The organism is Leisingera sp. NJS201 (assembly GCF_004535885.1).
Taxonomy (GTDB): Bacteria; Pseudomonadota; Alphaproteobacteria; order Rhodobacterales; family Rhodobacteraceae; genus Leisingera.
The window spans coordinates 2,695,208-2,719,272 of record NZ_CP038234.1 but is presented as its reverse complement, the minus strand read 5'-3'; the positions used below and the strand labels follow the sequence as shown (position 1 = coordinate 2,719,272).

Sequence of the window (24,065 nt, the reverse complement as noted above, 5' to 3'; positions counted from 1 at the left end):
AAGACCTTGGGGAGTCAATTCCGGTGCGGATTCGCTTTGATCAGGGCCCTAAGGGGGCCGGCACATGTTTCGACCAGCCGCTGCGCGTGATCCGTGCGGACGTGCCGGAGGACGTGCCCGCTGCACTTGCAGCGCTGGATGCGGCACGCGCCGAGGGGCATTGGCTGGCGGGATATGCGTCTTATGAGCTGGGCTACGCGCTGGAGCCAAGGCTGGCAGGGCGGATGCCAAAGGAGCGGCGGCTGCCGCTGATGAATTTCGGAGTGTATGAGCAGCCACTGCCGCAGAACGCTGAGGGCAGCGCCCGGACTTGGGAGGGGCGGAAGCGCCCTCCCGTGGGGAGGGTCGGGTGCTGCCCGGCCTTCAGCCGGACGGAGCAGGTTTGGAAGGCATAGCGCCCCGCTGGACCTATGAGCGCTACGCTAAGGCGTTCACTGAGGTGAACCGCAATATCGGCAAGGGCGACATCTATCAGGCCAACCTGACCTTCCCGATTGATGCAGAGGCCTATGGTTCTGCTGAGGAGCTGTACGCCGCACTGCAGGCCAAGCAGGCGGTGGGCCACGGCGCATTGGTCCAGCAGGACGGCCTGCCGGACCTTCTGTCGCGCTCGCCGGAGCTGTTCTTCCGCACCGATGCTGAGGGCATGATTGAGACCCGCCCGATGAAAGGCACCCAGCCGCGCAGCGATGATCCGGTCGAGGACGCCCGCCGTCGCGATTTCCTGCGCCAGGATGAGAAAAACCGCGCTGAAAACCTGATGATCGTGGATCTGTTGCGTAACGACATCTCCCGCGTGGCGCAGACCGGCTCGGTGCATGTGCCGGAGCTGTTTGCGGTCGAAAGCTATGCCACGGTGCACCAGATGGTTTCCACGGTGCGGGCAAAGCTGCGGCCTGATGCCGGGCTGGCAGAGGTTTTTGCGGCGCTGTTTCCCTGCGGCTCCATAACCGGCGCGCCCAAAATCCGCTCAATGGAGATCCTCGCGGATCTGGAACCCTGGGCGCGTGACATCTATTGCGGCACCATCGGCTGGGCGGCACCGGACGGGTCGTCGGAATTCAACGTGGCGATCCGCACGCTGATGCTGGAAAAGGGCAGCGCGACGCTCAACGTAGGCGGCGGCGTGGTCTGGGACAGCACCGCAGAGTCTGAGTATGAGGAAGCGCTATGGAAAGCCCGGTTTGCCCGCGTGACGCCATCCAGAACGATCCCGCTTTCCGCCTGATCGAGACGCTGGGCTGGCACCCCGGCGAAGGCTTCCGGCATCTCGAGCAGCATCTGGCCCGGATGGTGCGCAGTGCGGCTGAATTTGGCATTCCCTTTGAGCCGGAGCAGGCGCGGCGTGTGCTGGCGGAGGCTGCCGGCGGCATGCCGCTGCGCTGCCGTCTTACTTTGGACGCGGGCGGGCAACTGGAGCTGACGGCGCCGCCGCTGGGAAGCAGCCCTGCGGAATGGCGGTTGGGCATCGCTGAAACAAGGCTGGATCCGGCCGATGTCTGGCTGCAGCACAAGACCACCCGCCGCGCGGTGTATGATGCCGCACGGGCAAAGCTGCCGGAGGGTGTGGATGAGCTGCTGTTTCTGAACCAGCGCGGGGAGCTGTGCGAGGGCACCATTACCAATCTGTTTGTGACCCGCCCGGACGGGCAGGTGGTGACGCCGCCGCTGACCTGCGGCCTGCTGCCGGGCATCCTGCGGCAGGTGATGCTGGAGCGGGGTGATTGCTGCGAGGCGGTTCTTGGCTTGCAGGATCTGCAAGAGGCGCAGGCCGTCCGCATGGGCAATTCGCTGCGCGGTTTGATCCCGGCAAGGCTGGTCTGAGGGGGGAGCGCTCCCGCAGACAAGAGCCTCCTGGCTGGCGCCAGCGGGCCATTGCTCTTTGGGCCCGGCAGCGCACCATTGGTGCGCTGCGGCGGCGTCCGGACGCCGCCCGCGCCACGCCAACGGCGGGGCGCCAGGCCCAACGCTTACCGCCCTGTCGCGTCAGCGATGGGATGCGGAAGGGGCGGGAGCCTGTCTGCACAGGGTGCAGCCTGCGGAAAGGGAAGGTGGGAAGCGCTGAAATTGCCCTGTTTGCTTGACAACCACGCCGCAAACTTGTGTACCACCCCGGACGAATTCAGGCGCCGGTCCGGCGCATCTCCAGAATGACGGTCCACCCGGACAGACGACCCGAGACACGAAAGGTCCCGCCATGCACGCCTATCGCAGCCATACCTGCGCCGAACTGAACAAATCCAATGTCGGTGACACCGTCCGCCTGTCGGGCTGGGTTCACCGTGTGCGCGACCACGGCGGATTGCTGTTCATCGACCTGCGCGACCACTACGGCGTCACGCAAGTTATGGCCGACCCGGACAGCCCGGTCTTTGCCGAGATCGAGAAAGTCCGCTCGGAATGGTGCATCCGCATTGACGGTAACGTCAAGGCGCGCGATGAGGCCCTGGTGAACGCCAAAATCCCCACCGGCGAGATCGAAGTCTTCATCCGTGATATCGAAGTGCTGGGCAAATCCGAAGAGCTGCCGCTGATGGTCTTCGGCGAGCAGGAATACCCGGAAGAAACCCGCCTGCGCTACCGCTATCTGGACCTGCGCCGCGAGAAGATGCAGCGCAATATGCTGCTGCGCTCAAACATGGTCCAATCGATCCGTAAGCGCATGTGGGACAAGGGCTTTAACGAATACCAGACCCCGATCATCACCGCCTCCTCCCCCGAAGGCGCGCGCGACTTCCTGGTGCCCTCGCGTCTGCATCCGGGCAAGTTCTATGCCCTGCCGCAAGCGCCGCAGCAGTTCAAACAGCTGATGATGGTCTCGGGCTTTGACAAATATTTCCAGATCGCGCCCTGTTTCCGCGACGAAGACCCGCGCGCCGACCGCTCACCCACCGATTTCTACCAGCTCGACCTGGAGATGTCCTTTGTCACCCAGCAGGATGTTTTCGACACAATCCAGCCGGTGATGCAGGGTGTGTTCGAGGAATTCGGCAAGGGGCGCAAAGTTGACAGCGAATGGCCGCAGATCTCCTATAAGGATGCCGCCAAATGGTACGGCACCGACAAGCCGGACCTGCGCAACCCGATCAAGATGCAGGATTGCTCCGAGCATTTCCGCGGCTCCGGCTTTGCCATCTTCGCCAGCTTGCTGGAAAACGAAGGCACCGAAATCCGCGCCATCCCGGCGCCGACCGGCGGCAGCCGCAAGTTCTGCGACCGGATGAACAAGTTTGCCCAGGGCGAAGGCCTGCCGGGCATGGGCTATATTTTCTGGCGCAAGCAATCGGCGGATTCCATCGCACAGGAGCGCGGGATCACCGTTAAAGACGTCAACGCCATGATCAAATCGGGTGAGATTGTCCTTGGCAATGAGGCGGCGGGCCCGCTGGCCAAAAACATTGGCCCCGAGCGCACTGAAGCGATCCGCCAGCAGCTGGGCCTGGATGTGGGCGACGCGGCCTTCTTCCTAGGCGGCAAGCCGAAGGCGTTCGAAAGCGTTGCAGGCCGCGCCCGCACGGTGATCGGCGAAGAGCTGGGCCTGACCGACAAGGACCGCTTTGCCTTCTGCTGGATCGTGGATTTCCCGATCTACGAGAAGGACGAGGAAACCGGCAAGATCGATTTCGAGCACAACCCCTTCTCGATGCCGCAGGGCGGCATGGACGCGCTGCTGAGCGATCCGCTGGCGGTCAAGGGCTACCAGTACGATCTGGCCTGCAACGGTTACGAGCTGGTCTCGGGCGCGATCCGGAACCACAAGCCGGAGATCATGTTCAAGGCGTTTGAAATTGCCGGCTATGGCAAGGATGAGGTCGAGAAGCGGTTCGGCGGCATGGTCAATGCGTTCCAGTACGGCGCCCCGCCGCACGGCGGCTGCGCGGCCGGCATCGACCGTATGGTGATGCTGTTGGCCGATGAGGCCAACATCCGCGAGGTCATCATGTTCCCGATGAACCAGCGCGCCGAGGACCTGATGATGTCGGCCCCCTCCGAGCCGATGAGCGATCAGCTGATGGAACTGGGTCTGCGCGTGATCCCGCAGGATCAGTAAACCGCATTTAGATGTCGAAAGAAGGCCCGGGCGACTGTCCGGGCTTTTTTCGTTGGGGCCAAGGCGGAATTTTTGCCGGGCAACGGTGGTCCGAAAATCTGCAGAACAGGCGACGGAACGCGCGGAGATCTGCGTATCACATGAAAATCAGCTGTGGACCCGGGCGTGGATGCTCTAATCTGCAGTAAAGCCAGGCCGTCCAGGGAGATCAGGCCGTCCAGGGAGAACAGGGCGATGCAGTTTGACGGAGATTTGGCGGAGATCCGCTTTGGGGCAGGGCTGTCGCCGCTGGTGCGGCCTCCGGTTTCGGCAGAGGCAATGCTGAGCCGCCTGCAAGGCGCCGATGAAATGGCTCTCAGATTTCCTCTCAGCGGTTTTGACGAAGCCTTTGCGCGCGCCAAGGAATTCCGGCGGCTGAGGCGGGACCGCAAGCGGCAGGAAGGCGGGCAAGGGTACGAGGCCGCGGACAAGGCCTTTAAAGCCTACCGCCGCGGGCATAATGCGGCGCGGTTCAGGTGGCACGGCCAAAGGTTGCTGCGCCACGTCTTTACCCGCGATGCCTTTCGCGAACGGCTGGTGCTGTTCTGGGCCGATCATTTTACCGCGCAAGGCAAAAACGGAGCGCTGCGCATTCTGGCCGCACCCTATGCCGAGAGCGTCATCCGGCCGCTTGTGGCGGGCCGTTTCGAGGATATGCTGATCGCCGCAGCCACCAGCCCCTTGATGCTGCATTACCTGGATCAGAACCGCTCGGCCGGGCCGGGCAGCCGGGCGGCGAAGCGGCGCAAGCGGCTGAGCGGGCTGAATGAAAATCTCGCCCGTGAAGTGCTGGAACTGCATACGCTGGGCGTGGATGGGCCATATGGCCAGGCGGATGTGCGGCAATTGGCCGAGCTGTTCACCGGCTTGACCGCCGCGCAGGACAAGGGTTTTGTGTTCCGCCCTGGAATGGCTGAACCGGGGGCGGAAACCGTGCTTGGGCAAACCTATGGCGGCGGCAAGCCGGAGCTGGGCCAGGTGCTGTCGGTGTTGCGTGATCTGGCACGCCATCCTGCCACTGCGCAGCATCTGGCGTGGAAGCTTGCGGTGCATTTCACCTCTGACCAGCCGGAGCCGGGGTTGGTGTCGCATCTGGCGGCCCGCTATCAGGACAGCGGCGGCGATCTGATGCAGGTCTATTCAGCGCTGCTGGAACACCCCGCGGCCTGGCGGCCGGATTTGCAGAATGTTAAACCGCCGTTTGACTATGTGGCCTCTGCCTGCCGCGCACTTGCGGTGCCTGAGGCGCGGTTTTCCGCATTGAAGCCAGGGCAGCTGAACCGGCTGCTGCTGGCACCGCTGACGCCGATGGGTCAACGCTGGGAATTCTCCGGCGGGCCGGATGGCTGGCCCGAAGAGGATACGTCCTGGATCACGCCGCAAGCTCTGGCTGCGCGTCTGCGCTGGGCGATGGCCGCGCCGCGGCGGCTGGCGCAGCCGCTGCCGGATCCGCGTGTCTTTGCCACTGCGGCGCTGGGCCGATTTGCCAATGAACGGGTCCGGTTTGCAGCCCGCGCCGCCGAAACCCAGTCAGAGGCGGTCGGGCTGATCCTGACCTCTCCGGCCTTTCAGCGCCGCTAACAGGAGGTTTGCTTCATGCAGTTGACACGCCGATCCTTGCTGACCCGTTCTGCCATGCTGGGCTGTTCTCTGGCGGCCAGCCCGCTGGTCACGCCGGTCAGCTTTGCCGCGGCCCCCTGGGACACGCGGCTGGTGGTGATCATTCTGCGCGGCGGCATGGATGCGCTGGATGCGGTGCAGCCTTACGGCGACCCCGCATTGGCCGGCTTGCGGCAGACCCTGTCGGGCGGACCGCAGGCCGGGGCGGCCGATCTTGACGGGTTCTATGCCCTGCATCCAGGCTTGGCACCGTTGCTGCCGCTGTGGCGTGCAGGCGAATTGGGGTTTGTGCAGGCGGTATCTACCCCCTACCGCGACCGGCGCAGCCATTTTGACGGCCAGGACCTGCTGGAAGCGGGCACCGCGGCATTGGGCGACGCAAGAGGCGGCTGGCTGAACCGATTGCTGCAGCAGATGCCCGGAGTGGAGGCACGCACCGCTTTTGCTATCGGTCAGGAGCGGATGCTGCTGCTGGACGGGGCAGCGCCGGTCTCGCAATGGGCGCCGGGGGCGGGGCTGGCGCTAAGCCCGCAGGCCGAGCGGCTGGCGGGCTTGCTGATGGAAGAGGATCCGCTGTTCCACAGGGCATTGAATGAGGCGCTGGAGCTGACCCGGCAGGATCTGTCTTTGGGATCCGAAGAAACCGGCAGCGGGGACAGCGGCATGATGCAGGCGGCGCCGAAGGGGAGAGCGCATACCGAGATTGCCGCTTATGCTGCGGAGCAGCTGCGCGGCGATACCAGGATTGCGGCGTTTTCGATCAATGGCTGGGATACGCATTACCGCCAGGCAAACGGCTTGAAGTCCGCGCTGGGGCGGCTGTCGGAGACCGTCCTGAAACTGCGCAGCGGCCTGGGGGACGGGATCTGGGGCAAGACGGCGGTGACGGCTGTGACCGAGTTCGGGCGCACCGTGCGCGAGAACGGCACTGGCGGCACCGATCATGGCACCGGCGGTGCGATGCTGCTGGCAGGCGGGGCGATCCGCGGCGGCAGGGTGCTGGGGCGCTGGCCGGGACTGGCGGAGGCTGATCTTTATGACCGCCGGGATCTGATGCCGACAGCGGATGTGCGCCAGCATCTTGCTTGGCTGTTGCATGGATTGGCAGATGCCCGGAAAAGTGATCTGGAAACTAGTGTGTTTCCGGGGCTGGCCATGGCAGAGGATCCCGGTTTGCTATTGTAAGAGCCGTGGTTCTCCCGCCCGCTCAACCCGTTCAGGGAACGGTCTGAGCCGTTGGGCCCGGCACCGCCTGAAAGGCGGTGCCGGGCCCAAGGCCGCCAAGCGCTGCGGCGCAAGTCGCTGAGCTGCGGGCGCGGGAGAACGCCCGAAGAAAGTGCGGATAGGGAAAGTTATGATGATCCGGCTTGGAAATACGCCGATTGCCGCCTGGCTGGTCCGCAGACGTTAGCAGGCTGGCCGTGCCCAATTTGCAAACGGAGCGTTGTTGCCCGTCGGGAGGAACATATCTTCTGGCTGGGCCCAGCCGGACAATCAGGGTACCGCCAGCTTTCCGCAGAAGGAGTGCAGACGGTTATGACACCAGTGGCAGGTCACCCTGTCCCAGCAGATGCGGCCAAAACCGGCAGGCGGCTATGGCGGCGCGCAGGGGTCACTGATTGCGTGATGAAAGGATCAATGCGCGGCTGTCAGTGCCCCCGCGATTGCGGCGGATGGCGCGGGCTTCCAGGCGGGTTTGGCCGTAAAGCACAATGACGAGTGTGGCGAGGGCGATGAGAAAAGCTTCGGCCATGTCAGATCGCCGCGCGGCGTTCCAGCCGCTCCTGTACAAGGCCGGCCAAGGTTGCAGCATCCTGGGTCAGCGGTTTTCCCTTGCGCCGGGAACGGGCCAGGCGGTCGGCGGCCTCGGCAAGCGGGTTGTCGCCGGCGCTGCGGGCAACGCCGCCCAGAAACTGCGCCAGATAAGCCAGGGTTTTTTCTTCCTGGTTCATGTTCAGCACATCGGCAGCATGGGCCATGTCATCGCGGTAGGCAAGGAAATCGGGTTCCACTGTTTCGTCTTCCAGCGCGCGCGGACCGGACAATTGGCGGTCGGGTGGCAGATTTGACAGAATTTTTTCCTGGAAGGCTGCAAGCGAGGTAATCGGTTTCTCCAGAAAACCGCCAGCCCCTGCTTCAAGCGCGGCCTCTTCAAGCGTTGGATCGCCCGAGGTGGCCAGGATCACGCCGGGGCGCGGGCTGGCCTCTGACAGTTCGCGGATCAGATCGAGGCCGGAACCGTCCGGCAGGCCGACATCGGCAATCAGCACCGACGGGCGGTAGACCTGCAGATGGCGGCGGGCGGATTTCAGGCAGTCTGCCCTGCGGATGCGGGCACCGCTGCGCAGACAGAGCAGGCGCAAAGCCTCGCAGGCAAAGCGGCTGTCCTCGACCACCAGGATAGTCAGCCCCAATAGCGGGCGCCGGGTGGTGGGCAGGCGTTGAGCGGCAGCAAACAGTTCCGAATCGTCCATAACGTATCCTCCTTGCGGGATATGCTCCGACGCTAGGGATTCGAGGCTAATTACTCGTTAACAGCGCGTGCTCTGCCGTTGTGGAAGGCTGCCGTGCGGATTGGCGCACTTGCCGCGGCGCAGCACCCATCCCATAAGCGGGGCGGAGGAATGTCTGTGAGAGGAGCACATCCGATATGATTGGCCGCTTGAACCATGTTGCCATTGCCGTCCCCGATCTGGAGGCCGCATCCGCCCAGTACCGCAATGCGCTGGGCGCCAAAGTGGGCGAGCCGCAGGACGAGCCGGATCACGGCGTCACTGTGGTGTTTATCGAATTGCCCAATACCAAGATCGAGCTGCTGTATCCCTTGGGGGAGAACTCGCCGATCAACGGCTTCCTGGAGAAGAACCCGGCCGGCGGCATCCACCATGTCTGCTATGAGGTGGAGGACATCCTGGCGGCGCGTGACCACCTGCTGGCCGAAGGCGCCCGGGTGCTGGGGTCAGGCGAGCCGAAGACCGGCGCCCACGGCAAGCCGGTGCTGTTCCTGCATCCCAAGGATTTCAACGGCTGCCTGGTGGAACTCGAAGAAGTTTGACGTTATGAGCACCCTGCCCCGGATCCGGGGCAGGGCAAAAACGGAAGGCCGGAGCTATGGGCGTTACATCTGCAATCGTGCTTTATGCAGTAATCTGGTTCCTGACCTTTCTGGTGATCATCCCGATCCGGCTGGAGACCCAGGGCGACAAGGGCGATGTGCTGCCCGGTACCCACGCGGGCGCGCCGGAAAAGCACTTTCTGAAGCAGAAGGCCTGGATCACCACCGGCGTGGCTGCGGTGATCTGGGGCATTACTGCCGGGATTATCTTGTCCGAACTGATCAGCGTGCGTGATTTTGACTGGATGGGAATGCTGCCTGAGCGGGACTGAACCGCGGGCAATTGTTTCAGCAGCACAGGCTCTCCCGCCCGGCTGGGACGCATTGAAATGCGCCGCAGCCCGTTGGGCATGGCGCCGCGCTGATGCGCGGCGCGGCGGCCAGCCCTTGCCGGGCTGGAGCAGGCCGCAACGCATTGCGAAAATAGGAAATGATAACAGGAAGTGTTTTTGCTGAGAAGCGCTTGAAAGGCAGGTCTGCCTTTCAAAACGCCATTTCCATTTTTCAACCCGCGGCAACCGCATCAAGGCTGAACCGCGCTGCCGCGCGGCGGCTGCGTCGGCCTTGACCCGGCTGCCGCGGGGGCGGCTGTCTATCTACGGGACAGCGCGTGGTAGATATGGGTGAAAGTGGCGGCGCCCAGGATCGGGATCACCAGGTTCACCAGCGGCACCGACAGCGGCATCGCCATCAGCGTGCCGGCGGCCCAGATCGTGGTGGCATGTTTGCGATGCAGTTTCTTGGCCTCCGCCGTGCCAATGCGGCGGGCGGCGGCGAGGGTAAAGTATTCGCGGCCCAAGAGGAACCCGTTGAGGCCCCAGAAGATGAACAGCGCTGCGGGCGGGAACAGCACATAAAGAAACAGCGCCAGGATGTTGGCGGCAATCAGCAGGCCGAGAAAGTTCACCGTGTCCTTGACCGCATCCCAGAACGGCACCTTGGCCGCGGGGGGCAGGGCGGGGTAGTGTTTGTCCTCTACCGCCTGGGCGACCTCCTCCAGGAACATCGAGGTGATGGCCGAGGCCACCGGCACCATCAGGAACACCGACAGCACCAGCATGAAGAACAGCGAGCCGATAGACAAAAGGTCATCGACCCAGGTGACGTCACCCAGCAGCGGCAGGGTGGCTTCGGGACCAACCAGCCATTGGATCAGCATCAAAAAGCCTGCATAGGCAGCAATCAGCAGGGCAATGGTGAGGCCAAGCCCCAGAAACAGCACCTTGCGGAAGCGCGGGTCGCCGGTCTGGCCAAGCGTCTTGAAAAAGGCGGTGAAGATCATGCGGTCACCCAGGTTGTAATGGCATCCAGGTCCGGGCGCGGGCGCTCGGGCGGGGCGGAGCTTTCGGTGGCGATATGGATGATGCCGGCGATGTGCTCGTTTTCCGCCAGATCAAAAGCCGCCTGGCAGAAACCGCGGTCATGGCTGGCCCAGCCGCTGAGCCAGTTGGCACCCCAACCCGAAGCCAGGGCGGCATTCAGCAGCGCCAGGCAGACAGCACCGGCGGAGTAGATCTGTTCCCGCGCCGGGATCTTGGGGCTGTGTTTTTGCACCTCAACCACCACCACCGCTAGCTGGCCCTGGTCGAATTGGCTGCGGCCCTTGGCGATGTCCTCCGCAGTTTTGCCCAAGTGCGCGCCTGCCGCTTCGGTCAGGGCGGCCAGCCGGGCCATGGCGGACTTCTCCACCACGATGAAGCGCCAGGGTTCCAGCTTGCCATGATCAGGCGTGCGGGCGGCGGCGGTCAGGATCGGCAGCAGCTCTTCGCGCGACGGCGCAGGCGCCACCAGCGTTTTGGCCGGGCGTGAGCGGCGCGACAGCAGGAATTCAAGGGCGGCGTCATTGCGTGCAGGCATATGTGAAACCTATTTACATCTGTTGCCGCCTATTTCGGCAAGCACTGGCGATTTTTCAAGAGCCAACGGGTCTTGCGTGCTGCACCTGTGCTGCAAAGGCAGCAGGCGGCGGGGCTGGGCTTCGTTGACCCGTTGGTAGCTGCGGGGCGGCGGTAAAGTCTATGGTTTTTGCTGCCCGCACAGGGCAAGTGTGGTGCTATGGGAAAGCCGAAGAAGAAAGACCTGCCGGACCTGAGCCAACTGTGTGTTCCGGGGATGGAAATCGCGGTGCGGGCCGCGCCCAGGGCGGCGCGCAATGCGATTGTGCCGGCAGAGGGCGTGCTTAAGATTTCGGTTACCGCGGCGCCGGAGAACGGCAAGGCCAACGATGCCGTCCGCAGCCTTCTGGCCGCGGCAATGGGCACCGCGGCGTCCAATCTGGTCCTGCACCGCGGTGCAACCTCGCGTAACAAGGTTTTTGTCTACAACGGCCCGGCCTGACGCCTAGTCATCACCTGGCACAAGCCTGTAGACGCCCTCCGGCAGGTCCAGCGCTGCGGCCAGATCCCGCACCTGCAAATGGGACAAGGTGATTGTCTGCACTTTGTCGGTGCGCGGGTCGTATTGTTCGACCGTCACGCATTCGGTGAAGGAATTGATGGTCACATCCTCGGTGAGCGGGGTTCCGTCCTCATCCACCAGGGTAATAACCGTCGAGTCGAATTCATGCTCTATGGTAAACATAAGACCAGCCTGCACTGCCGCCCGGCTGCTGGCAAGGCCTTGCAATCACAGACTATCACATGGATCTGGCAGCAAGGTTCCGCTGCCGGGCGATTGCCTTCCGCCACCCATGCGCGATAAAGTGGCCCGGAACTGCAAAAGGAAGTGCCATGCGCCGTTTTCTGTGTCTCATTGCTCTTGCCGTCGGCGCCTGTGATGTAGCGATTGAGCCTGCGCCGCAATCTGCGCCGGTTGCGCGGACACCCCGGGTGCAGGGGATGGCACCGGGGGAGGCGCGCACCGCCTTTGCGTCGGTGTCCCGGCGGGTGGAGCCGGTGGCTGAACGCGCGTGCCGCAGCCGGACCCAGGGGCTGAACTGCGATTTTCTGATCCGCATCGATCCGAATCCCAACGCGGCTCCCAATGCTTATCAAAGCCTCGACCGTTCCGGCCGCCCTATCATCACCTTCACGCAGCGGATGCTGGGGCAGATCGCCAACCAGGACGAGCTGGCCTTTGTAATGTCGCATGAAGCCGCCCACCATATTCGCGGCCATCTGGCGCGGCAGGCGCAGAACTCGGCGCTGGTCAGCGCCGGTGCAGGGCTGATCACAGCCCTTGCGGGCGGCAGCGCCGCAACAGTTTCCACCGCACAGGATGTGGGCGGCTATGTCGGCGCGCGCACCTATTCCAAGGATTTTGAGCTGGAGGCGGATGAGCTGGGCACCCTTATCACCCATCAGTCCGGTTACCGGCCCAGCATCGGCGTGCGCTTCTTCAACCGGCTGCCGGATCCCGGCGACCGTTTCCTGGGCACCCATCCTGCCAACCCGGACCGGGTGCGGGTGGTGCAGGCCACCATCGACCGCCACGGGCTGAACTGAGCATGACTGCCAAGGATCAGGCTGCGCCCGCGCTGGAGATGCTGGGTGTGGTGCTGACCGACCGCGGCTCGCGCTATGCAGTGACGGGCGCGCGGGTCGCCTCACGCGCGGAGGTCGACGCTGTGCTGGCTAAGCTGAAGTCTGACCGCGCCTATGCCAAGGCGACCCACAACACCTGGGCTGCGATGCTGCCTGCGGGCGGGCTTAAGGCTGATGACGGCGAGAGCGGCGCGGGCATGGTGATCCTGCGGATGATGGAGCGCGAGGGCCTGAAGGATCACGTGATCATCGTCACCCGCTGGTATGGCGGCAAGAAACTGGGCGGCGACCGGTTCCGCCGGGTGCAGGATGCGGTGCGGGCGTATCTCGGCCACCTGGGCGGGAAATCCGCCTGAACCCGGTCCCGTTTGACCTGCATCAAATCGGCGCCTGCGCCCTGCCGCTAAGCTATACCCGAAATGAATGAATCCGGGGGACTGCGCGATGACCACCCATGCCGATCTGAAAAAGCACGCCGAACTGTTTGACCGGATGGCCGGCACCGTCGGGCTGGATCTTGAGGAAGAGGCCGTTGCCGGAACTTTGCGCTTTGACGAGATCGCCGAGGCAGTGCTGCGCTGCAGCCGTTGCGGCGGTGTCGGGGCTTGCCGCAAGTGGCTGGCCGAAGGGCCGCGCCCAGGTGCCGAGGCGCCTGATTTCTGCCGCAACCGCGACCTGCTTGGCTATTTGAACGAGCAGCAGGCCTGATGGCCCCGGAATTCTTCCGGTCTCTTTAGGGAGTTCGAACATGCAGCCATTGGGGGACCCTCTGTATCATCTGCGGCTGATGACCCGGATGGGCCAGGCTGCGGGGGCGGATCTTACATCTGCCTTTGCCGCGGGGGATATCAGCCACGCGGACTGGGCTGCGATGATCACCCGCTGCCGCGGCTGCGAAGCACGAGGGCAATGCGAGGCTTTCCTGTCCGCCAATGACCACACCAGGGCGCCGATGCCGGGTTGCCGCAATGCAGATGCACTGATGCAATTGAAGGACCGCAGTGCATGAGGGACATGGCTGCGGAGGCCCAGAGCCTCGGCAATATCTTCCGTCACCTATGGCTGCTGCGCGCCGTGGCCGGGGCTGCGGGCGTCGATCTGGATCATGCGGTGAAAACCGGGCAGCTCAACGGTTTGGACTATGCCCGGATGGTGACCTCCTGCCGCGGTGCGGGCTGCAGCCAGTCCTGCGCGCTGTGGATTTCCGCCCGCCGCGGCGGCGGCACCCCCGCTGTTCCGGAATTCTGTCCAGCTGCAGCTGTCTTTAAACGGCTGATGCCTTAGGCCGGCGCATTGCCTGCCCAGTGTGACCTGCTCGGCGGGCTTGGCAGGCCTGGCGGTTTGGCGTGCGGGATGGTCTGCTAGAGTTTGGAGTGGCTGCCGTCGCATAAGGGCTTTTTGCCAGAGTGCTTGCAGCCGCAAAAGAACAGCTTGCCGTCCTTCTCTGCTTTGTATTTCACCGGCTCGAAGGCCGTGCCCTTGTGCGAGCCATCGCAGAACGGCTGCTTTTGCGACTTGCCGCAGGCGCACCAGAAATAGGTCTTTCCCTCAGTCACCTCGACGGGGAAGGGGGCTTTCTGGGCGATTTCCGGAGTGTCTGTCATGGCTGGGCGCTCTCCCTGGCTGGTTGCGGTTGGAGGAGAGCGTAGCAGGGAAATGGGGCGAGGGGAGGGAAAACCAATGCCAGGCTAGAGCCTACACGATACCCTCTACCTTATGTGCCCATCCCAAGTTCACCAAACGCCACTTCATCGCTGAATACGATACTTGAAAAAGATCACAGAGCTCAGAAATATGCGGTTTAGAGTCACCCTCAGACATTTCCTCAATTTTTTGCTTAAGAAGGGGCTTTGGCATCAGGACTTTCGCCGCGAAACTGTTTGCTTGTCTCTCATGAGCAAGCTTGATGGCAGTGTTGTAAAAATCACCAGCCTCTGTGCTCCGGTACATCTTGCTGTCGTCCAAGCCAGTCCCGATAAGGCTCTTGTGCAGAACAAAGTGGCCAAGTTCATGCGCCAGCGTAAACCGCTGCCGAAATGCATGCTCATCACCACTTGTGGAGACGATATACCTTTCGCCATCCCGCCTAATCTCGCCGGAGATGTCTTCGCCAAGTTCAGCGTCTTTTCGCACGTCAACATCCAGTGCTCGCAGAATTGCTCCCACGTTAACTGGAACAGTGTCGAGACGCTCCTTGACAATGTCAATCGGACGCTTGTTCATCATGGCTTCCAATCTGGGTCATCATCTACATAGTCAGCATCAGCGCTACTATCAATCATTGAGTCTTGGAAGGCTGCTTCCAGTCGAGACACTAACTCAGTGTCTTTAAAGGCTTCCTTGATTAGATCGCTGCCATTTTGCTCGAGAAATTTTGTGACAATCTCTCCGGCTTCGGCCTTCGCAATGTCACGTGTCTGTCGAGCGACGCTTTCCCTGATGGTCCAGAACCCAAAGATCGCGGCAATAACTATTACGATTTCAACAGTTGTAAGAACAATGGCAATTTCGTTGCGTTGCCCATCGTTAAGGGTTTCGGTTTGGACGCTCCAGCATGCAAAGGTAAATGCCGCTATAGCAACAAAAAACGCTGCTCCGCTAATGTAGTAAGAGAAATTATTGTTATGTTCCTGCATGGAGCCGTGTCACTAGCCTGTTATACATCCCCACAAGTCATACTCCCGGCTTCATCAACTTCAACGGTCACCAGATCACCCGCCTGCAACCCGTCCGTTCCCTCATCAATGAACAGGTTGCCGTCGATCTCCGGCGCATCCGATTTGGTGCGGCAGGTGGCGATGCCGTCTTCGTCGATGTCATCGACAATGACCTGCATCGTCCGGCCGACTTTCGCCTCAAGTTTCGCCTCGGAGATCGCCTGCGCCTTCTCCATGAACCGGTCCCAGCGCTCCTGCTTCACTTCTTCCGGCACGTGATCGGCCAGATCGTTCGACCGCGCGCCGTCGACGTTTTCGTATTTGAAGCAGCCGACCCGGTCCAGCTGCGCCTCATCCATCCAGTCGAGCAGATGCTGGAACTCCGCCTCGGTCTCGCCGGGGAAGCCGACGATGAAGGTGGAGCGCAGGGTAATATCGGGGCAGGTCGCGCGCCAGGCGGTGATCTCGTCCAGCGTCTTGGCCGCCGCCGCCGGGCGGGCCATGCGGCGCAGCACGTCCGGGTGGGCGTGCTGGAAGGGGATGTCCAGATAGGGCAGCAGCGCGTTGTCCGGGTCCGCCATCAGCGGGATCAGGTCGCGCACAAAGGGGTAGGGGTAGACATAATGCAGCCGCACCCACAGCTCATCCGCCGGGGCCAGCCTGCCCAGCTCGCGGCTGAGGTCAAGGATATGGCTGCGCACCTCTTCGCCCTTCCACGGATGGGTGGAGTATTTGCGGTCCAGCCCGTAGGCGGAGGTGTCCTGGCTGATCACCAGCAATTCGCGCACCCCGGCCCCGATCAGCTTTTCCGCCTCGCGCAGCACCGCGTGGACGGGGCGCGAGGCCAGCTTGCCGCGCATGTCGGGGATGATGCAGAACTTGCACTTGTGGTTGCAGCCCTCGGAAATCTTCAGATAGCTGAAGTGCCGCGGGGTCAGTTTAACGCCTGCCGCGGGCAGCAGGTCCACGTAAGGGTTCGGGGAGGGCGGCACTGCGGAATGCACCGCGTCCAGCACCTGTTCGTACTGATGCGGGCCGGTGACCGCGTGAATGCGCGGGTGGTGCTCGCGGATATAGTCCGGCTCGGCGCCCAGGCAGCCGGTGACGATGACTTTGCCGTTTTCCTTAAGCGCTTCGCCGATGGCCTCAAGGCTTTCCGCCTTGGCGCTGTCCAGGAAGCCGCAAGTGTTGACGATGACCGCGTCGGCGCCGGCGTAGTCGGGCGAGATGCCATAGCCTTCGGCGCGCAGCCGGGTCAGGATGCGCTCGCTGTCCACCAGCGCCTTGGGGCAGCCGAGCGACACCATGCCGAGGGTCGGCTGGTCCGGGCGCGGCGCATCACCGAACTGCGGGCGGGGGGCAAGGTCGGGGCGAAGGCTGGGCGGGTTGCTGGACGGGGTACTGGTCATTCGCGCGCGTATATCAGGAATGCGGCAAGAGGCAAGGAAAACGGGGGCGCAGGCGCACCCCCCCCTGTGCCCCCTTGGATACCGGGCGGCTATTTTTCCTTTGCACGGCCGCAAGGTCAGGCGCTGCCCTTCGTAAGTTCTTGAAGGTGGAGCGCCAAAGCCCTTAGCCTGCGGGCGCAAAACTCTGCAGCAACGGCAATGCAGCGTTTGAAGGTGCCGCCGGTCTTCGGGGTTTTGTGTGTCCTGATGCATATCCGGTATCTTCTGAAACTGTGGTTGCCAAAGCTGCTCTCTTCACCGCTGAGGCGAAGAACTGGCCACCTCAAGCCAAGCAGAGGTCTCTAACCGCGCGCGAAGCCTGCGCCACTGTCCGACATATCCTCGTCAAACAAGGTCTCCCCGAAGACGAGCACTTCTTCATTCCGCCGGGAAATGCATTTTGCCGGAAAGACCGGCTCCATCTGGCAGCGGCTGCCCTATCTGCTGTTCGGCCTGTTCTCAGGATACGGCTATCCTGCAGTCAAAACGCGCGAAGCTTTGATGCAGGAAGTGGCTTCCTGCATTGCACCCGCTCCACCAGACGGTAAGCTGGCAAAAAGACCCTTGGACTACAGGGGACAAGACATGAGGAGTGGGCTGATGAAGCTGATAATCCGGGTTGTGACCGCGCTGGTGCTGACGGTGGTTGTACTGGCGGGGCTGGTGCTGTTGCTGCCGGGCGAGAAAATCGCGCGGCTGGCGGCCGATCAGCTGGAGACGCAGACGGGCCGCAAGCTGGCGTTCGGCGGCAAGGTGCGCTTCACCTTCTGGCCGACGCTGGGGGTCAAGGCGGACGCGGTGACGCTGTCCAATGCGGACTGGGCGGGTCCCGAGCCGATGTTGCGGGCCGAGCGTCTGACCATCGGCGTGGCGGCGGCAGAGCTGTTGCAGGGCGATGTGCGGGTCACGGAAATCTCGGCGATCCTGCCGCATCTGAACCTGGCCACCAACGAAAACGGCATCGGCAACTGGGTCTTTGGCAGCGGCGCGCCAGCCTCTGGCGGCACGGCCGCAAGCAGCAGCGGTGCGCTGCCGCTCAGGATCGAAGCGGTCGATCTGACCGGGGCCTCGCTGCGCTACGCCGCATATGGCGAAGCGCCGGTGGAGATGAACAATATCGACCTTAGCCTGCTGTGGCCTGAACCCGATGGCACCGTGAACGCCAAGGCGACCCTGCGCCCAGCGGGAGAGCCGGTGGAGGTGGATGCCGAGATCGGCACCTTTGCAGCGTTTCTGGCCGGTGAGGTGTCCTCGATCGGGGCAACGGTGACGGCACCGGGCGGCAAGGGTCGGTTTGACGGCCATGCCGATATCAACGGCGAGGCCAGCGGGCGGCTGACCTTTGGCGCTGATAATGCGTTGCAAACGGGTGTCGCGCTGGGGCTGGTCCTGCCGGATGCTTTGGCGCAAAAGACCGTGTTCGGCGCTGATGTGACCTATACCGCCGACAGGCGGCTGTCGATGCGCGATCTGGCGGTTGAGCTGGGCAGCAACAAACTGACCGGCGCCGCGGATGCAGAATTCAACAAGCGGCCGGAGTTCACTGCGCAACTGCGCGGCGGCGCGCTGGATTTCTCTGCGTTGGTTGGCGGGGCGGGCAGCTCTGGCAGCGGCGGGGCAGCCGCGGCAGGCTGGCCCAAGGACGCGATTGATGCCTCGGCGCTGGGGCTGGCTGATGCGGTCGTTGACCTGTCCTTTGACAGCTTGAACACCGGCGGTGTGATCCTGGGAGCCAGCACGCTGAACCTGACGGTCGAGCGCAGCCGCGCGGTGGTAAACTTCCTGCCGGCCTCCATGTTCGGCGGCCAGGTGCGGGGGCAGGTGGTTGCCAACAACCGCAATGGCCTGTCGGTGGGCGGCAAGCTCTCGTTCAACGGCATCAGGCTGGAGCGGGCCCTGGGCGAAACCGCGGGCTACAGCCGGCTGAACGGCGAGGCGCTGGGGGAGCTGGAATTCCTGGGGGCCGGAAACTCAGTAGGTGCAATCATGCGCTCGCTCAGCGGCAAGGGCTGGCTGGAAGCGGGCAAAGGCTTCTTTACCGGTTTCGATCTGGAGCAGCTGATGCGCTCGGGCGGTAATGGCGGCAGCACAGTGTTTGATCAGATGACAGCCAGTTACACAATTGACGGCGGCAACCTGCGCAACCAGGATCTTCTGGTTCTGCTCAAGGGGTTCCGCGCCGAAGGCAAGGGCCGGATCGGGCTGGGCGCGCGGGATCTGGATTACCTGTTTATTCCCCAACTGGTGCGGGCAGGCAGAGATCAGGTGCTGACCATTCCGGTGCGGATCACCGGCCCTTGGGAAAACCCGGACATCCGCCCGGACCTGAGCCAGGCGCTGCAGCCGAAAATCGACGAGATCGAACAGGAAGCCAAGGACCGGGTGCGTCAGAAGCTGAGCGAAGAGCTGAACACAGAGATTGCGCCGGAGCAGGACCTGAACGACGTGCTGAAACAGCGCATCGAACAGGAAGCGCGGGACCAGTTGCTGAAACTCCTGGGCGGCGACTGACCCCTCCAGCCGAAAGCCGGGTGAAGGATGGCCGAAGGCCACCGGGCGCAGCCCGGCGTGTCCTTGACGCGGCTGCAGGCGCCGTACACTTGGTATGGCGCAGCTAGGGGCAGACCTGCCTTTCGAACGCTTCTCAGCAGAAAGAAAAAGCGCCCGCCGAAGGCGGGCGCGGATCGCCTGCGTCAGCAGGCGAAATACCTCTTGGGCTGGGATCAGATTGTCTGGTCGTAATCGCCGACCAGCGGCTCGGTGCGGATCACCGCGTCGATATCTGCGAAAATAGCCCGCATCTCGTCTTCGCTTTCGGAGCTTTCGCAGACCACCACCAGGTTCGGCGTGTTGGACGACGCGCGCACCAGCCCCCAGGAGCCATTGTCCAGGATCACCCGCGCACCGTTCACGGTGACAACTTCTTTGATCGCCCGGCCGGCAAGGGTTTCGCCCGCCTCATGCTTGGCCACCAGTTTTTGCACCAGCCGCTCCAGAACGCCGTATTTTTCAGTGTCGGCGCAATAGGGCGACATGGTCGGGGTGGACCAGGTCTTGGGCAGGGCCTTGCGCAGGTCCGACATCGATTGATCCGGATTGCGATCCAGCATCTTGCAGACTTCAACCGCCACCCGCATACCGCAGTCATAGCCGCGGCCGATGGGTTCAGCCAGGAAGTAGTGGCCGGATTTCTCAAAGCCCGCCAGCGCGCCGATTTCCTTGACCCGCCGCTTCATGTGGCTGTGGCCGGTTTTCCAGTAATCCGCCGTCACACCGTTCTTTTGCAGCTCGGGGTCAGAGGCAAACAATCCGGTGGATTTCACATCCGCCACAAAGGTGGAGTTCGGATAGATTTTGGAAAGGTCGCGGGCCATGATCACGCCCACCTTGTCGGCAAAGATCTCCTCGCCCTCGTCATCCACCACGCCGCAGCGGTCGCCGTCGCCGTCAAAGCCAAGCGCCAGATCGGCGCCGGAGGCCTTCACCGATGCTGACATGTCGTGCAGCATCTCCATGGCTTCGGGGTTGGGGTTGTAATGCGGGAAGGTGTAGTCCAGCTCGTTGTGGCTCTCGACCACCTCGACGCCGATGCGCTTGAACAGCTCCGGCGCAAAGGCCGAGGCGGTACCATTGCCGGTGGCGCAGACAACCTTCAGCGGGCGGGACATTTTGAAATCCCCCGCCAGATCATCAAGGTAGGCCTCTTTCACGCCGTCCACGAACTCATATGACCCGCCGGGAGCGGGCTGGCCTTCACCGTTCAGCACGATGTCACGCAGCTCGCCCATCTCATCGGGGCCGTGGGTCAGCGGGCGGTCAAAGCCCATCTTGACGCCAGTCCAGCCGTTCGGGTTGTGCGAAGCGGTGACCATGGCGACGGCAGGCACATCCAAATGGAACTGCGCGAAATAGGCCATTGGCGACACGGCGGGTCCAATGTCCTTCACTTGGATACCCGCCTGCATCAGGCCAAGCATCAGGGCGTTTTTGATCGCCAGCGAATAATCCCGGTAATCGTTGCCGACCGCAATCACCGGCTCGATCCCGCGCTTGCGCATCTGGGTGCCCAGCCCCAGGCCCAGGGCGGTCATGCCGGGCAGGTTGATCTCCTCGGGGTACTTCCAGCGTGCGTCGTATTCGCGGAAACCCGTGGGCTTGATCATCGCATCGCGCAGAAAGCTCCAGGTGTTCGGGGTCACCTCGGACTGGGGTTTTGTCATCTCTGAAATCTCTTTGCTGGTTCAAATACGGATGGGATCGGCCTTGGCCAGCGCATCAAAGCGCATCAGGCTGCCGATAAGCTGCGGCATCTGATCCAGGTAGATCATGTTCGGCCCGTCGGACGGCGCGGTGTCCGGGTCCTCATGGGTTTCGATGAACACCGCTGAAATACCGAGAGAGACAGCCGCACGTGCCATCAGCGGCGCAAACTCGCGCTGGCCGCCGGTGGAGCCGCCCTTGCCGCCGGGCTGCTGCACCGAATGGGTGGCGTCCATCACCACCGGGTAGCCGCCCTGCGCCATCTGCGGCAGCGACCGCATGTCGGCGACCAGGGTGTTGTAGCCAAAGGAGGTGCCGCGTTCGGTCAGCAGGATATTGGAGTTGCCGGTGCTTTCCACCTTGGCAACCACATTGGCCATGTCCCAGGGCGCCAGGAACTGGCCCTTTTTGATGTTCACCGCCTTGCCGGTATTGCCTGCCGCCAGCAGCATGTCGGTCTGGCGGCACAGAAAGGCGGGGATTTGCAGGATATCAACCGCCTCTGCCGCCACGGCGCATTGCGCCTCGGTATGCACGTCGGTCAGCACTGGCACGCCGAATTCGCGGCGGATGGTGTCCAGGACCTTCAGCCCTTCGTCAAGCCCCAGGCCGCGCTTGCCGGACAGCGAAGTCCGGTTGGCCTTGTCATAGGAGGCTTTGAACACAAACTGGGCGCCGGCCTTGTCGCAGGCCTCTTTCAGCTGCCCGGCAATCATCCGGGCGTGGTCTGCGGTTTCCAGCTGGCAGGGGCCGGCGATGAATGTCAGCGGACAATCATTGCCGATAGTGAGGCCGGCGATATCGATGTTTTTCATGAGCTTCCGATAGCTTTATGATGAGACCTGTTCCCGCAGGATAGACGCGGTAAGCGAGCACATCAGATAAATACCGGAAAAGATCAGGAAAGCCAAAACGGTATTCTCGAACTTGCGCGGATAAGACGGTTCCTGGCTGGGAACAGGCTCCACCGCGGTAGTCAGATAGCGGACCTGGCGGTTGGCCTCCAGACGGGTGGTTTCCACTTGCTGCAAGGCCGATTGCAGCATCAGATCGCGGGTCGCAAGATCGGCCTGGGCCATCTGGATCTGGATCCGAAGATTGGCCAGCGAGTTTTCGCCTGCCGAGGCGTCGACCATCCGGTTGTTGAGGCTTGCGATCACCGCTTCGAGCCGCCGGATGTCGGCCTCGGCGCCGGACACCTTTGCCCGGTTGGGCCGGGCATTGTCCTGAAGGGCGGCCAGTTCCAGCCGTTTTTCCTCCAGCTGGATTTCAAAGGTGCTGATCTGCTGGCGCAGAGAGGCCACGACCCCTTCGGGGTCCAGAACCGAACCTTTTTGCTGCAGCAGCACAAGCTGTTCCTGGGCGGCGCGGCGCTGCCCTTCGGCGTCTGACAGGGCGGATGCGGCTTCCGACATCTGGTCGGCGCGCTTTTGCTGCGACAGGTTGTTCACCTTCTCCTGCGCATAGGAAATCAGCTTGCGGGAAAATTCCGCCGCTGCTTCGGGATCGGCGGCAGAGACTTCCATCCGCACCACGCCTTCGGTCGGGTCATAGCCGATCTTCACGTTGCGGCTGTAGGTGGCATAAGCTTCCTCGTTTGTCGGGCCGCTCTCCAGCCGCTGGATCGGGTCCAGCCAGGCTTGGGTGAAATGCGCCTTGAAGCCGGCCTCGCGGTCCAGCCGCAGCATCGCCTCCTTGGACATCAGGTAGCTTTGCACTGCAATCGAATCCTGACTGGTGGCGAATTGAGTGCCCGACAGCAGGCCGCCGACGCCGCCGCCCGCGCTGTCGGCCTTAAGCACCAGGAATTCGGATTTGGAGGAATACATCGGCGTCGCCACCGAATAGAAGTAAAACCCTGCGGCCAGCGTCGGCAGCAGCACGAAAAAGGCCAGCCGGGCTGCCAGCAAGGTCAGTTTGCGGCGGCGGCGGCGGGCGATGTCGCGCTGAATTTCCTGGATTTCACGGGTGCGCCGCTCTGCCGGGCTCAGCTCGGTCGAGGGCAGGGTGGTTTTGCCCGCGGGCACTGTCTGCGGCAGCTGGACCGATCCGGGCGCAGGCGGGGTGCCTGCGGGCTGCGCCTTGTTTTGCGGCACCACCAGTTCCAGCATATTGGCGCGCTTGAACGGGTCGATGCCGCGTTCGCGCAGCATCTGCACGGCTTCAAAATCCGAAGTAGGGGCAAGATTGTGTTTCTGCGCCATCCGGCGGGCCAGGCGCAATTGGCGGCCGGTCAGGCCTTCGTGGCGGATCGCATTGATATCGGTTTCCTGCTGGGTCTCGCGGGCCGAGCTGACCATGCCGGACATCGGCGCGGCGCGGGTCTGCGTTTCAGCCGGATGTGCTGCGCCCGGATTCGCCGGGGCTGCCTGGGCTGCCGATGCTGCTGCAGGCGCCGCGGGCCGGGCGGCGGCAGCAGCTGTTCGCGGCTGGGAATGCCCGGCCGCCGGGCTTGCAGCTGCGCCGGCCGCCTGAGGCTGATCCCCGGCACCGCTGGCTCCGGCTGCAGCGGGGCTGCGGCGGATGCGGAACTTTTTAGCTCTCGGTTTCGTAGTCATAGAGCTGTTTCGCTTCTTCCAAAGTGTCAAAAATGTGCAACTGGCCCTGCAGCAGGACCGCAGCTGAACGGGCAAATTTCTCCAGCGTCTTGGCTTGGTGGGAGACGATGATGATTGTGGTTGTTTCCAGCCGCTCCTGCAGGATTTCGCCGGCCTTGCGGTTGAACTCCACATCCGTGGTGCTGGGCATGCCTTCATCAATCAAGTAGATGTCGAAGTCCAGCGCCAGCATCAGCGAGAAGCTGAACCGTGCCCGCATCCCCGAAGAATAGGTGCCGATCGGCTGGTCGAAATATTCGCCCAGGCCGCACAGCCAGCGGCAATAGGCCTCCACATAGTCGGGATCCAGGCCATACAGTTTGGCGATATAGCGGCAGTTTTCCATTGCGGACAGGCGGCTGATCACCCCGCCCATGAACCCCAGCGGAAAGGAAATCTTGCAGTTGCGGCGGATCTCGCCCTCATCCGGTTTTTCCAGGCCGGCCATCATGTTGATCAGCGTGGTCTTGCCGGTGCCGTTCGGCGCCAGCACGCCCAGCGACTTGCCCGGCTCGACGCGGAACGACACGCGGTCAAGGATCACCTTGCGCTGGGTCCCTGTCCAGAAGGACTTGCTGACGTTTTCAAACTCAAGCATTGCTGGTTCCGGTGCTGCTCGTGCGGCCCTCTTGCGGGCTCTGTCTGCCTCATGTTCACAAAGGCGCACTGACGCGCCCGTGGCTCTTTGGTATCAAAAGAGTGTTAATGGCCTACGCCGCGAATTTGGCCTTATTATGTCGAATAGTACCATAAATGTTCAATGAAGTTTTAACCAATTCAGCCCCGATCCGGGGTG

Annotated in this window: 25 protein-coding genes and 2 pseudogenes; 14 read left to right on the top strand and 13 right to left on the bottom strand. The window is 62.9% G+C overall.

Going from position 1 to position 24,065, the window contains the following annotated elements; genetic code table 11:
- The first annotated feature begins 23 nt into the window (after positions 1-23).
- The 5 genes and pseudogenes from ETW23_RS13480 to ETW23_RS13460 all read left to right on the top strand — a co-directional run bounded on the left by ETW23_RS13480 (position 24) and on the right by ETW23_RS13460 (position 6,895).
- Positions 24-1,228, top strand: a pseudogene (locus tag ETW23_RS13480) (aminodeoxychorismate synthase component I).
- A complete protein-coding gene (locus ETW23_RS13475; RefSeq protein ID WP_134830284.1) occupies positions 1,171-1,824 on the top strand; it encodes an aminotransferase class IV family protein in 654 nt (217 codons plus the stop codon). The pseudogene ETW23_RS13480 and the gene ETW23_RS13475 overlap by 58 nt, the downstream one beginning before the upstream one ends.
- Before the next feature lie 373 nt (positions 1,825-2,197).
- On the top strand, positions 2,198-4,051 hold the full coding sequence (gene aspS, locus ETW23_RS13470) for an aspartate--tRNA ligase (RefSeq protein ID WP_129370234.1): 1,854 nt from the start codon (positions 2,198-2,200) through the stop codon (positions 4,049-4,051).
- A gap of 234 nt (positions 4,052-4,285) precedes the next feature.
- Positions 4,286-5,671 (top strand): DUF1800 family protein, encoded by a 1,386-nt coding sequence (locus ETW23_RS13465; RefSeq protein WP_134830283.1) that lies wholly within the window; start codon positions 4,286-4,288, stop codon positions 5,669-5,671.
- A gap of 15 nt (positions 5,672-5,686) precedes the next feature.
- Entirely contained in the window at positions 5,687-6,895 is a 1,209-nt protein-coding gene (locus tag ETW23_RS13460) for a DUF1501 domain-containing protein (protein ID WP_134830282.1), read from the top strand.
- A gap of 427 nt (positions 6,896-7,322) precedes the next feature.
- Here ETW23_RS13460 and ETW23_RS25175 read toward each other — a convergent pair whose 3' ends face one another.
- Positions 7,323-7,463, bottom strand: coding sequence for a hypothetical protein (locus tag ETW23_RS25175; RefSeq protein WP_164982706.1), 141 nt, complete (start codon positions 7,461-7,463; stop codon positions 7,323-7,325).
- A gap of 1 nt (position 7,464) precedes the next feature.
- Positions 7,465-8,184 (bottom strand): response regulator, encoded by a 720-nt coding sequence (locus ETW23_RS13455; protein WP_134830281.1) that lies wholly within the window; start codon positions 8,182-8,184, stop codon positions 7,465-7,467.
- 176 nt (positions 8,185-8,360) lie between these two features.
- Between ETW23_RS13455 and mce the strand changes: the two genes are divergently transcribed.
- Entirely contained in the window at positions 8,361-8,765 is a 405-nt protein-coding gene (mce, locus tag ETW23_RS13450; protein ID WP_134830280.1) for a methylmalonyl-CoA epimerase, read from the top strand.
- Positions 8,766-8,821: 56 nt separating this feature from the next.
- Positions 8,822-9,097: a DUF1467 family protein gene (locus tag ETW23_RS13445; protein ID WP_129370239.1), complete on the top strand. Its 276-nt coding sequence runs from the start codon at positions 8,822-8,824 to the stop codon at positions 9,095-9,097.
- A gap of 320 nt (positions 9,098-9,417) precedes the next feature.
- Here ETW23_RS13445 and ETW23_RS13440 read toward each other — a convergent pair whose 3' ends face one another.
- Positions 9,418-10,107, bottom strand: a complete 690-nt coding sequence (locus ETW23_RS13440) for an EI24 domain-containing protein (RefSeq protein ID WP_129370240.1) — start codon at positions 10,105-10,107, stop codon at positions 9,418-9,420.
- On the bottom strand, positions 10,104-10,682 hold the full coding sequence (locus tag ETW23_RS13435; RefSeq protein WP_134830279.1) for a nitroreductase family protein: 579 nt from the start codon (positions 10,680-10,682) through the stop codon (positions 10,104-10,106). Before ETW23_RS13435 ends, ETW23_RS13440 begins: the two co-directional genes overlap by 4 nt.
- 198 nt (positions 10,683-10,880) lie before the next feature.
- Here ETW23_RS13435 and ETW23_RS13430 point away from each other — a divergent pair, with 198 nt between their 5' ends.
- Positions 10,881-11,162 (top strand): DUF167 domain-containing protein, encoded by a 282-nt coding sequence (locus ETW23_RS13430; RefSeq protein WP_134830278.1) that lies wholly within the window; start codon positions 10,881-10,883, stop codon positions 11,160-11,162.
- Positions 11,163-11,165: 3 nt separating this feature from the next.
- On the opposite strand, the gene ETW23_RS13425 is transcribed toward ETW23_RS13430, so the two are convergent.
- The gene (locus ETW23_RS13425) at positions 11,166-11,405 is read right to left on the bottom strand and encodes a hypothetical protein (RefSeq protein WP_129370243.1); all 240 of its coding nucleotides are present in this window, start codon (positions 11,403-11,405) and stop codon (positions 11,166-11,168) included.
- A gap of 149 nt (positions 11,406-11,554) precedes the next feature.
- Between ETW23_RS13425 and ETW23_RS13420 the strand changes: the two genes are divergently transcribed.
- From ETW23_RS13420 to ETW23_RS13400, 5 genes are all read left to right on the top strand, one after another.
- Positions 11,555-12,268, top strand: a complete 714-nt coding sequence (locus ETW23_RS13420; RefSeq protein ID WP_134830277.1) for a M48 family metalloprotease — start codon at positions 11,555-11,557, stop codon at positions 12,266-12,268.
- A gap of 2 nt (positions 12,269-12,270) precedes the next feature.
- Positions 12,271-12,663: a YigZ family protein gene (locus tag ETW23_RS13415; RefSeq protein WP_205879900.1), complete on the top strand. Its 393-nt coding sequence runs from the start codon at positions 12,271-12,273 to the stop codon at positions 12,661-12,663.
- A gap of 88 nt (positions 12,664-12,751) precedes the next feature.
- Positions 12,752-13,015 (top strand): DUF6455 family protein, encoded by a 264-nt coding sequence (locus ETW23_RS13410; RefSeq protein WP_027258172.1) that lies wholly within the window; start codon positions 12,752-12,754, stop codon positions 13,013-13,015.
- A gap of 40 nt (positions 13,016-13,055) precedes the next feature.
- Complete coding sequence (locus tag ETW23_RS13405; protein ID WP_129370245.1) at positions 13,056-13,316, top strand: DUF6455 family protein; 261 nt, start codon at positions 13,056-13,058, stop codon at positions 13,314-13,316.
- Positions 13,313-13,591, top strand: a complete 279-nt coding sequence (locus tag ETW23_RS13400; RefSeq protein ID WP_134830276.1) for a DUF6455 family protein — start codon at positions 13,313-13,315, stop codon at positions 13,589-13,591. Before ETW23_RS13405 ends, ETW23_RS13400 begins: the two co-directional genes overlap by 4 nt.
- 77 nt (positions 13,592-13,668) lie before the next feature.
- Here the strand turns inward: ETW23_RS13400 and ETW23_RS13395 are convergent, their stop codons facing one another.
- The 4 genes and pseudogenes from ETW23_RS13395 to rimO all read right to left on the bottom strand — a co-directional run bounded on the left by ETW23_RS13395 (position 13,669) and on the right by rimO (position 16,373).
- Complete coding sequence (locus tag ETW23_RS13395; protein ID WP_129370247.1) at positions 13,669-13,911, bottom strand: CDGSH iron-sulfur domain-containing protein; 243 nt, start codon at positions 13,909-13,911, stop codon at positions 13,669-13,671.
- Between the two features lie 91 nt (positions 13,912-14,002).
- Positions 14,003-14,533: an ImmA/IrrE family metallo-endopeptidase gene (locus ETW23_RS13390; RefSeq protein ID WP_254695209.1), complete on the bottom strand. Its 531-nt coding sequence runs from the start codon at positions 14,531-14,533 to the stop codon at positions 14,003-14,005.
- Positions 14,530-14,943 (bottom strand): hypothetical protein, encoded by a 414-nt coding sequence (locus tag ETW23_RS13385; RefSeq protein WP_134830274.1) that lies wholly within the window; start codon positions 14,941-14,943, stop codon positions 14,530-14,532. Before ETW23_RS13385 ends, ETW23_RS13390 begins: the two co-directional genes overlap by 4 nt.
- A gap of 12 nt (positions 14,944-14,955) precedes the next feature.
- Positions 14,956-16,373, bottom strand: a pseudogene (gene rimO, locus ETW23_RS13380) (30S ribosomal protein S12 methylthiotransferase RimO).
- 639 nt (positions 16,374-17,012) lie between these two features.
- Between rimO and ETW23_RS13375 the strand changes: the two are divergent.
- On the top strand, positions 17,013-18,923 hold the full coding sequence (locus ETW23_RS13375) for an AsmA family protein (RefSeq protein ID WP_134830273.1): 1,911 nt from the start codon (positions 17,013-17,015) through the stop codon (positions 18,921-18,923).
- Between the two features lie 212 nt (positions 18,924-19,135).
- On the opposite strand, the gene ETW23_RS13370 is transcribed toward ETW23_RS13375, so the two are convergent.
- From ETW23_RS13370 to ETW23_RS13355, 4 genes are read right to left on the bottom strand one after another with little or no spacing between them, the layout of a single operon-like run.
- Positions 19,136-20,632, bottom strand: coding sequence for a phosphomannomutase/phosphoglucomutase (locus ETW23_RS13370; protein WP_134830272.1), 1,497 nt, complete (start codon positions 20,630-20,632; stop codon positions 19,136-19,138).
- Positions 20,633-20,653: 21 nt separating this feature from the next.
- Entirely contained in the window at positions 20,654-21,487 is an 834-nt protein-coding gene (gene kdsA / locus ETW23_RS13365; RefSeq protein ID WP_134830271.1) for a 3-deoxy-8-phosphooctulonate synthase, read from the bottom strand.
- Between the two features lie 15 nt (positions 21,488-21,502).
- Positions 21,503-23,230 carry a capsule biosynthesis protein gene (locus ETW23_RS13360; RefSeq protein ID WP_134830270.1) on the bottom strand — a complete coding sequence of 576 codons (1,728 nt, stop codon included), beginning with the start codon at positions 23,228-23,230 and terminating at the stop codon, positions 21,503-21,505.
- The gene (locus tag ETW23_RS13355) at positions 23,208-23,867 is read right to left on the bottom strand and encodes an ABC transporter ATP-binding protein (RefSeq protein ID WP_129370254.1); all 660 of its coding nucleotides are present in this window, start codon (positions 23,865-23,867) and stop codon (positions 23,208-23,210) included. Before ETW23_RS13355 ends, ETW23_RS13360 begins: the two co-directional genes overlap by 23 nt.
- Positions 23,868-24,065: the final 198 nt, after the last annotated feature.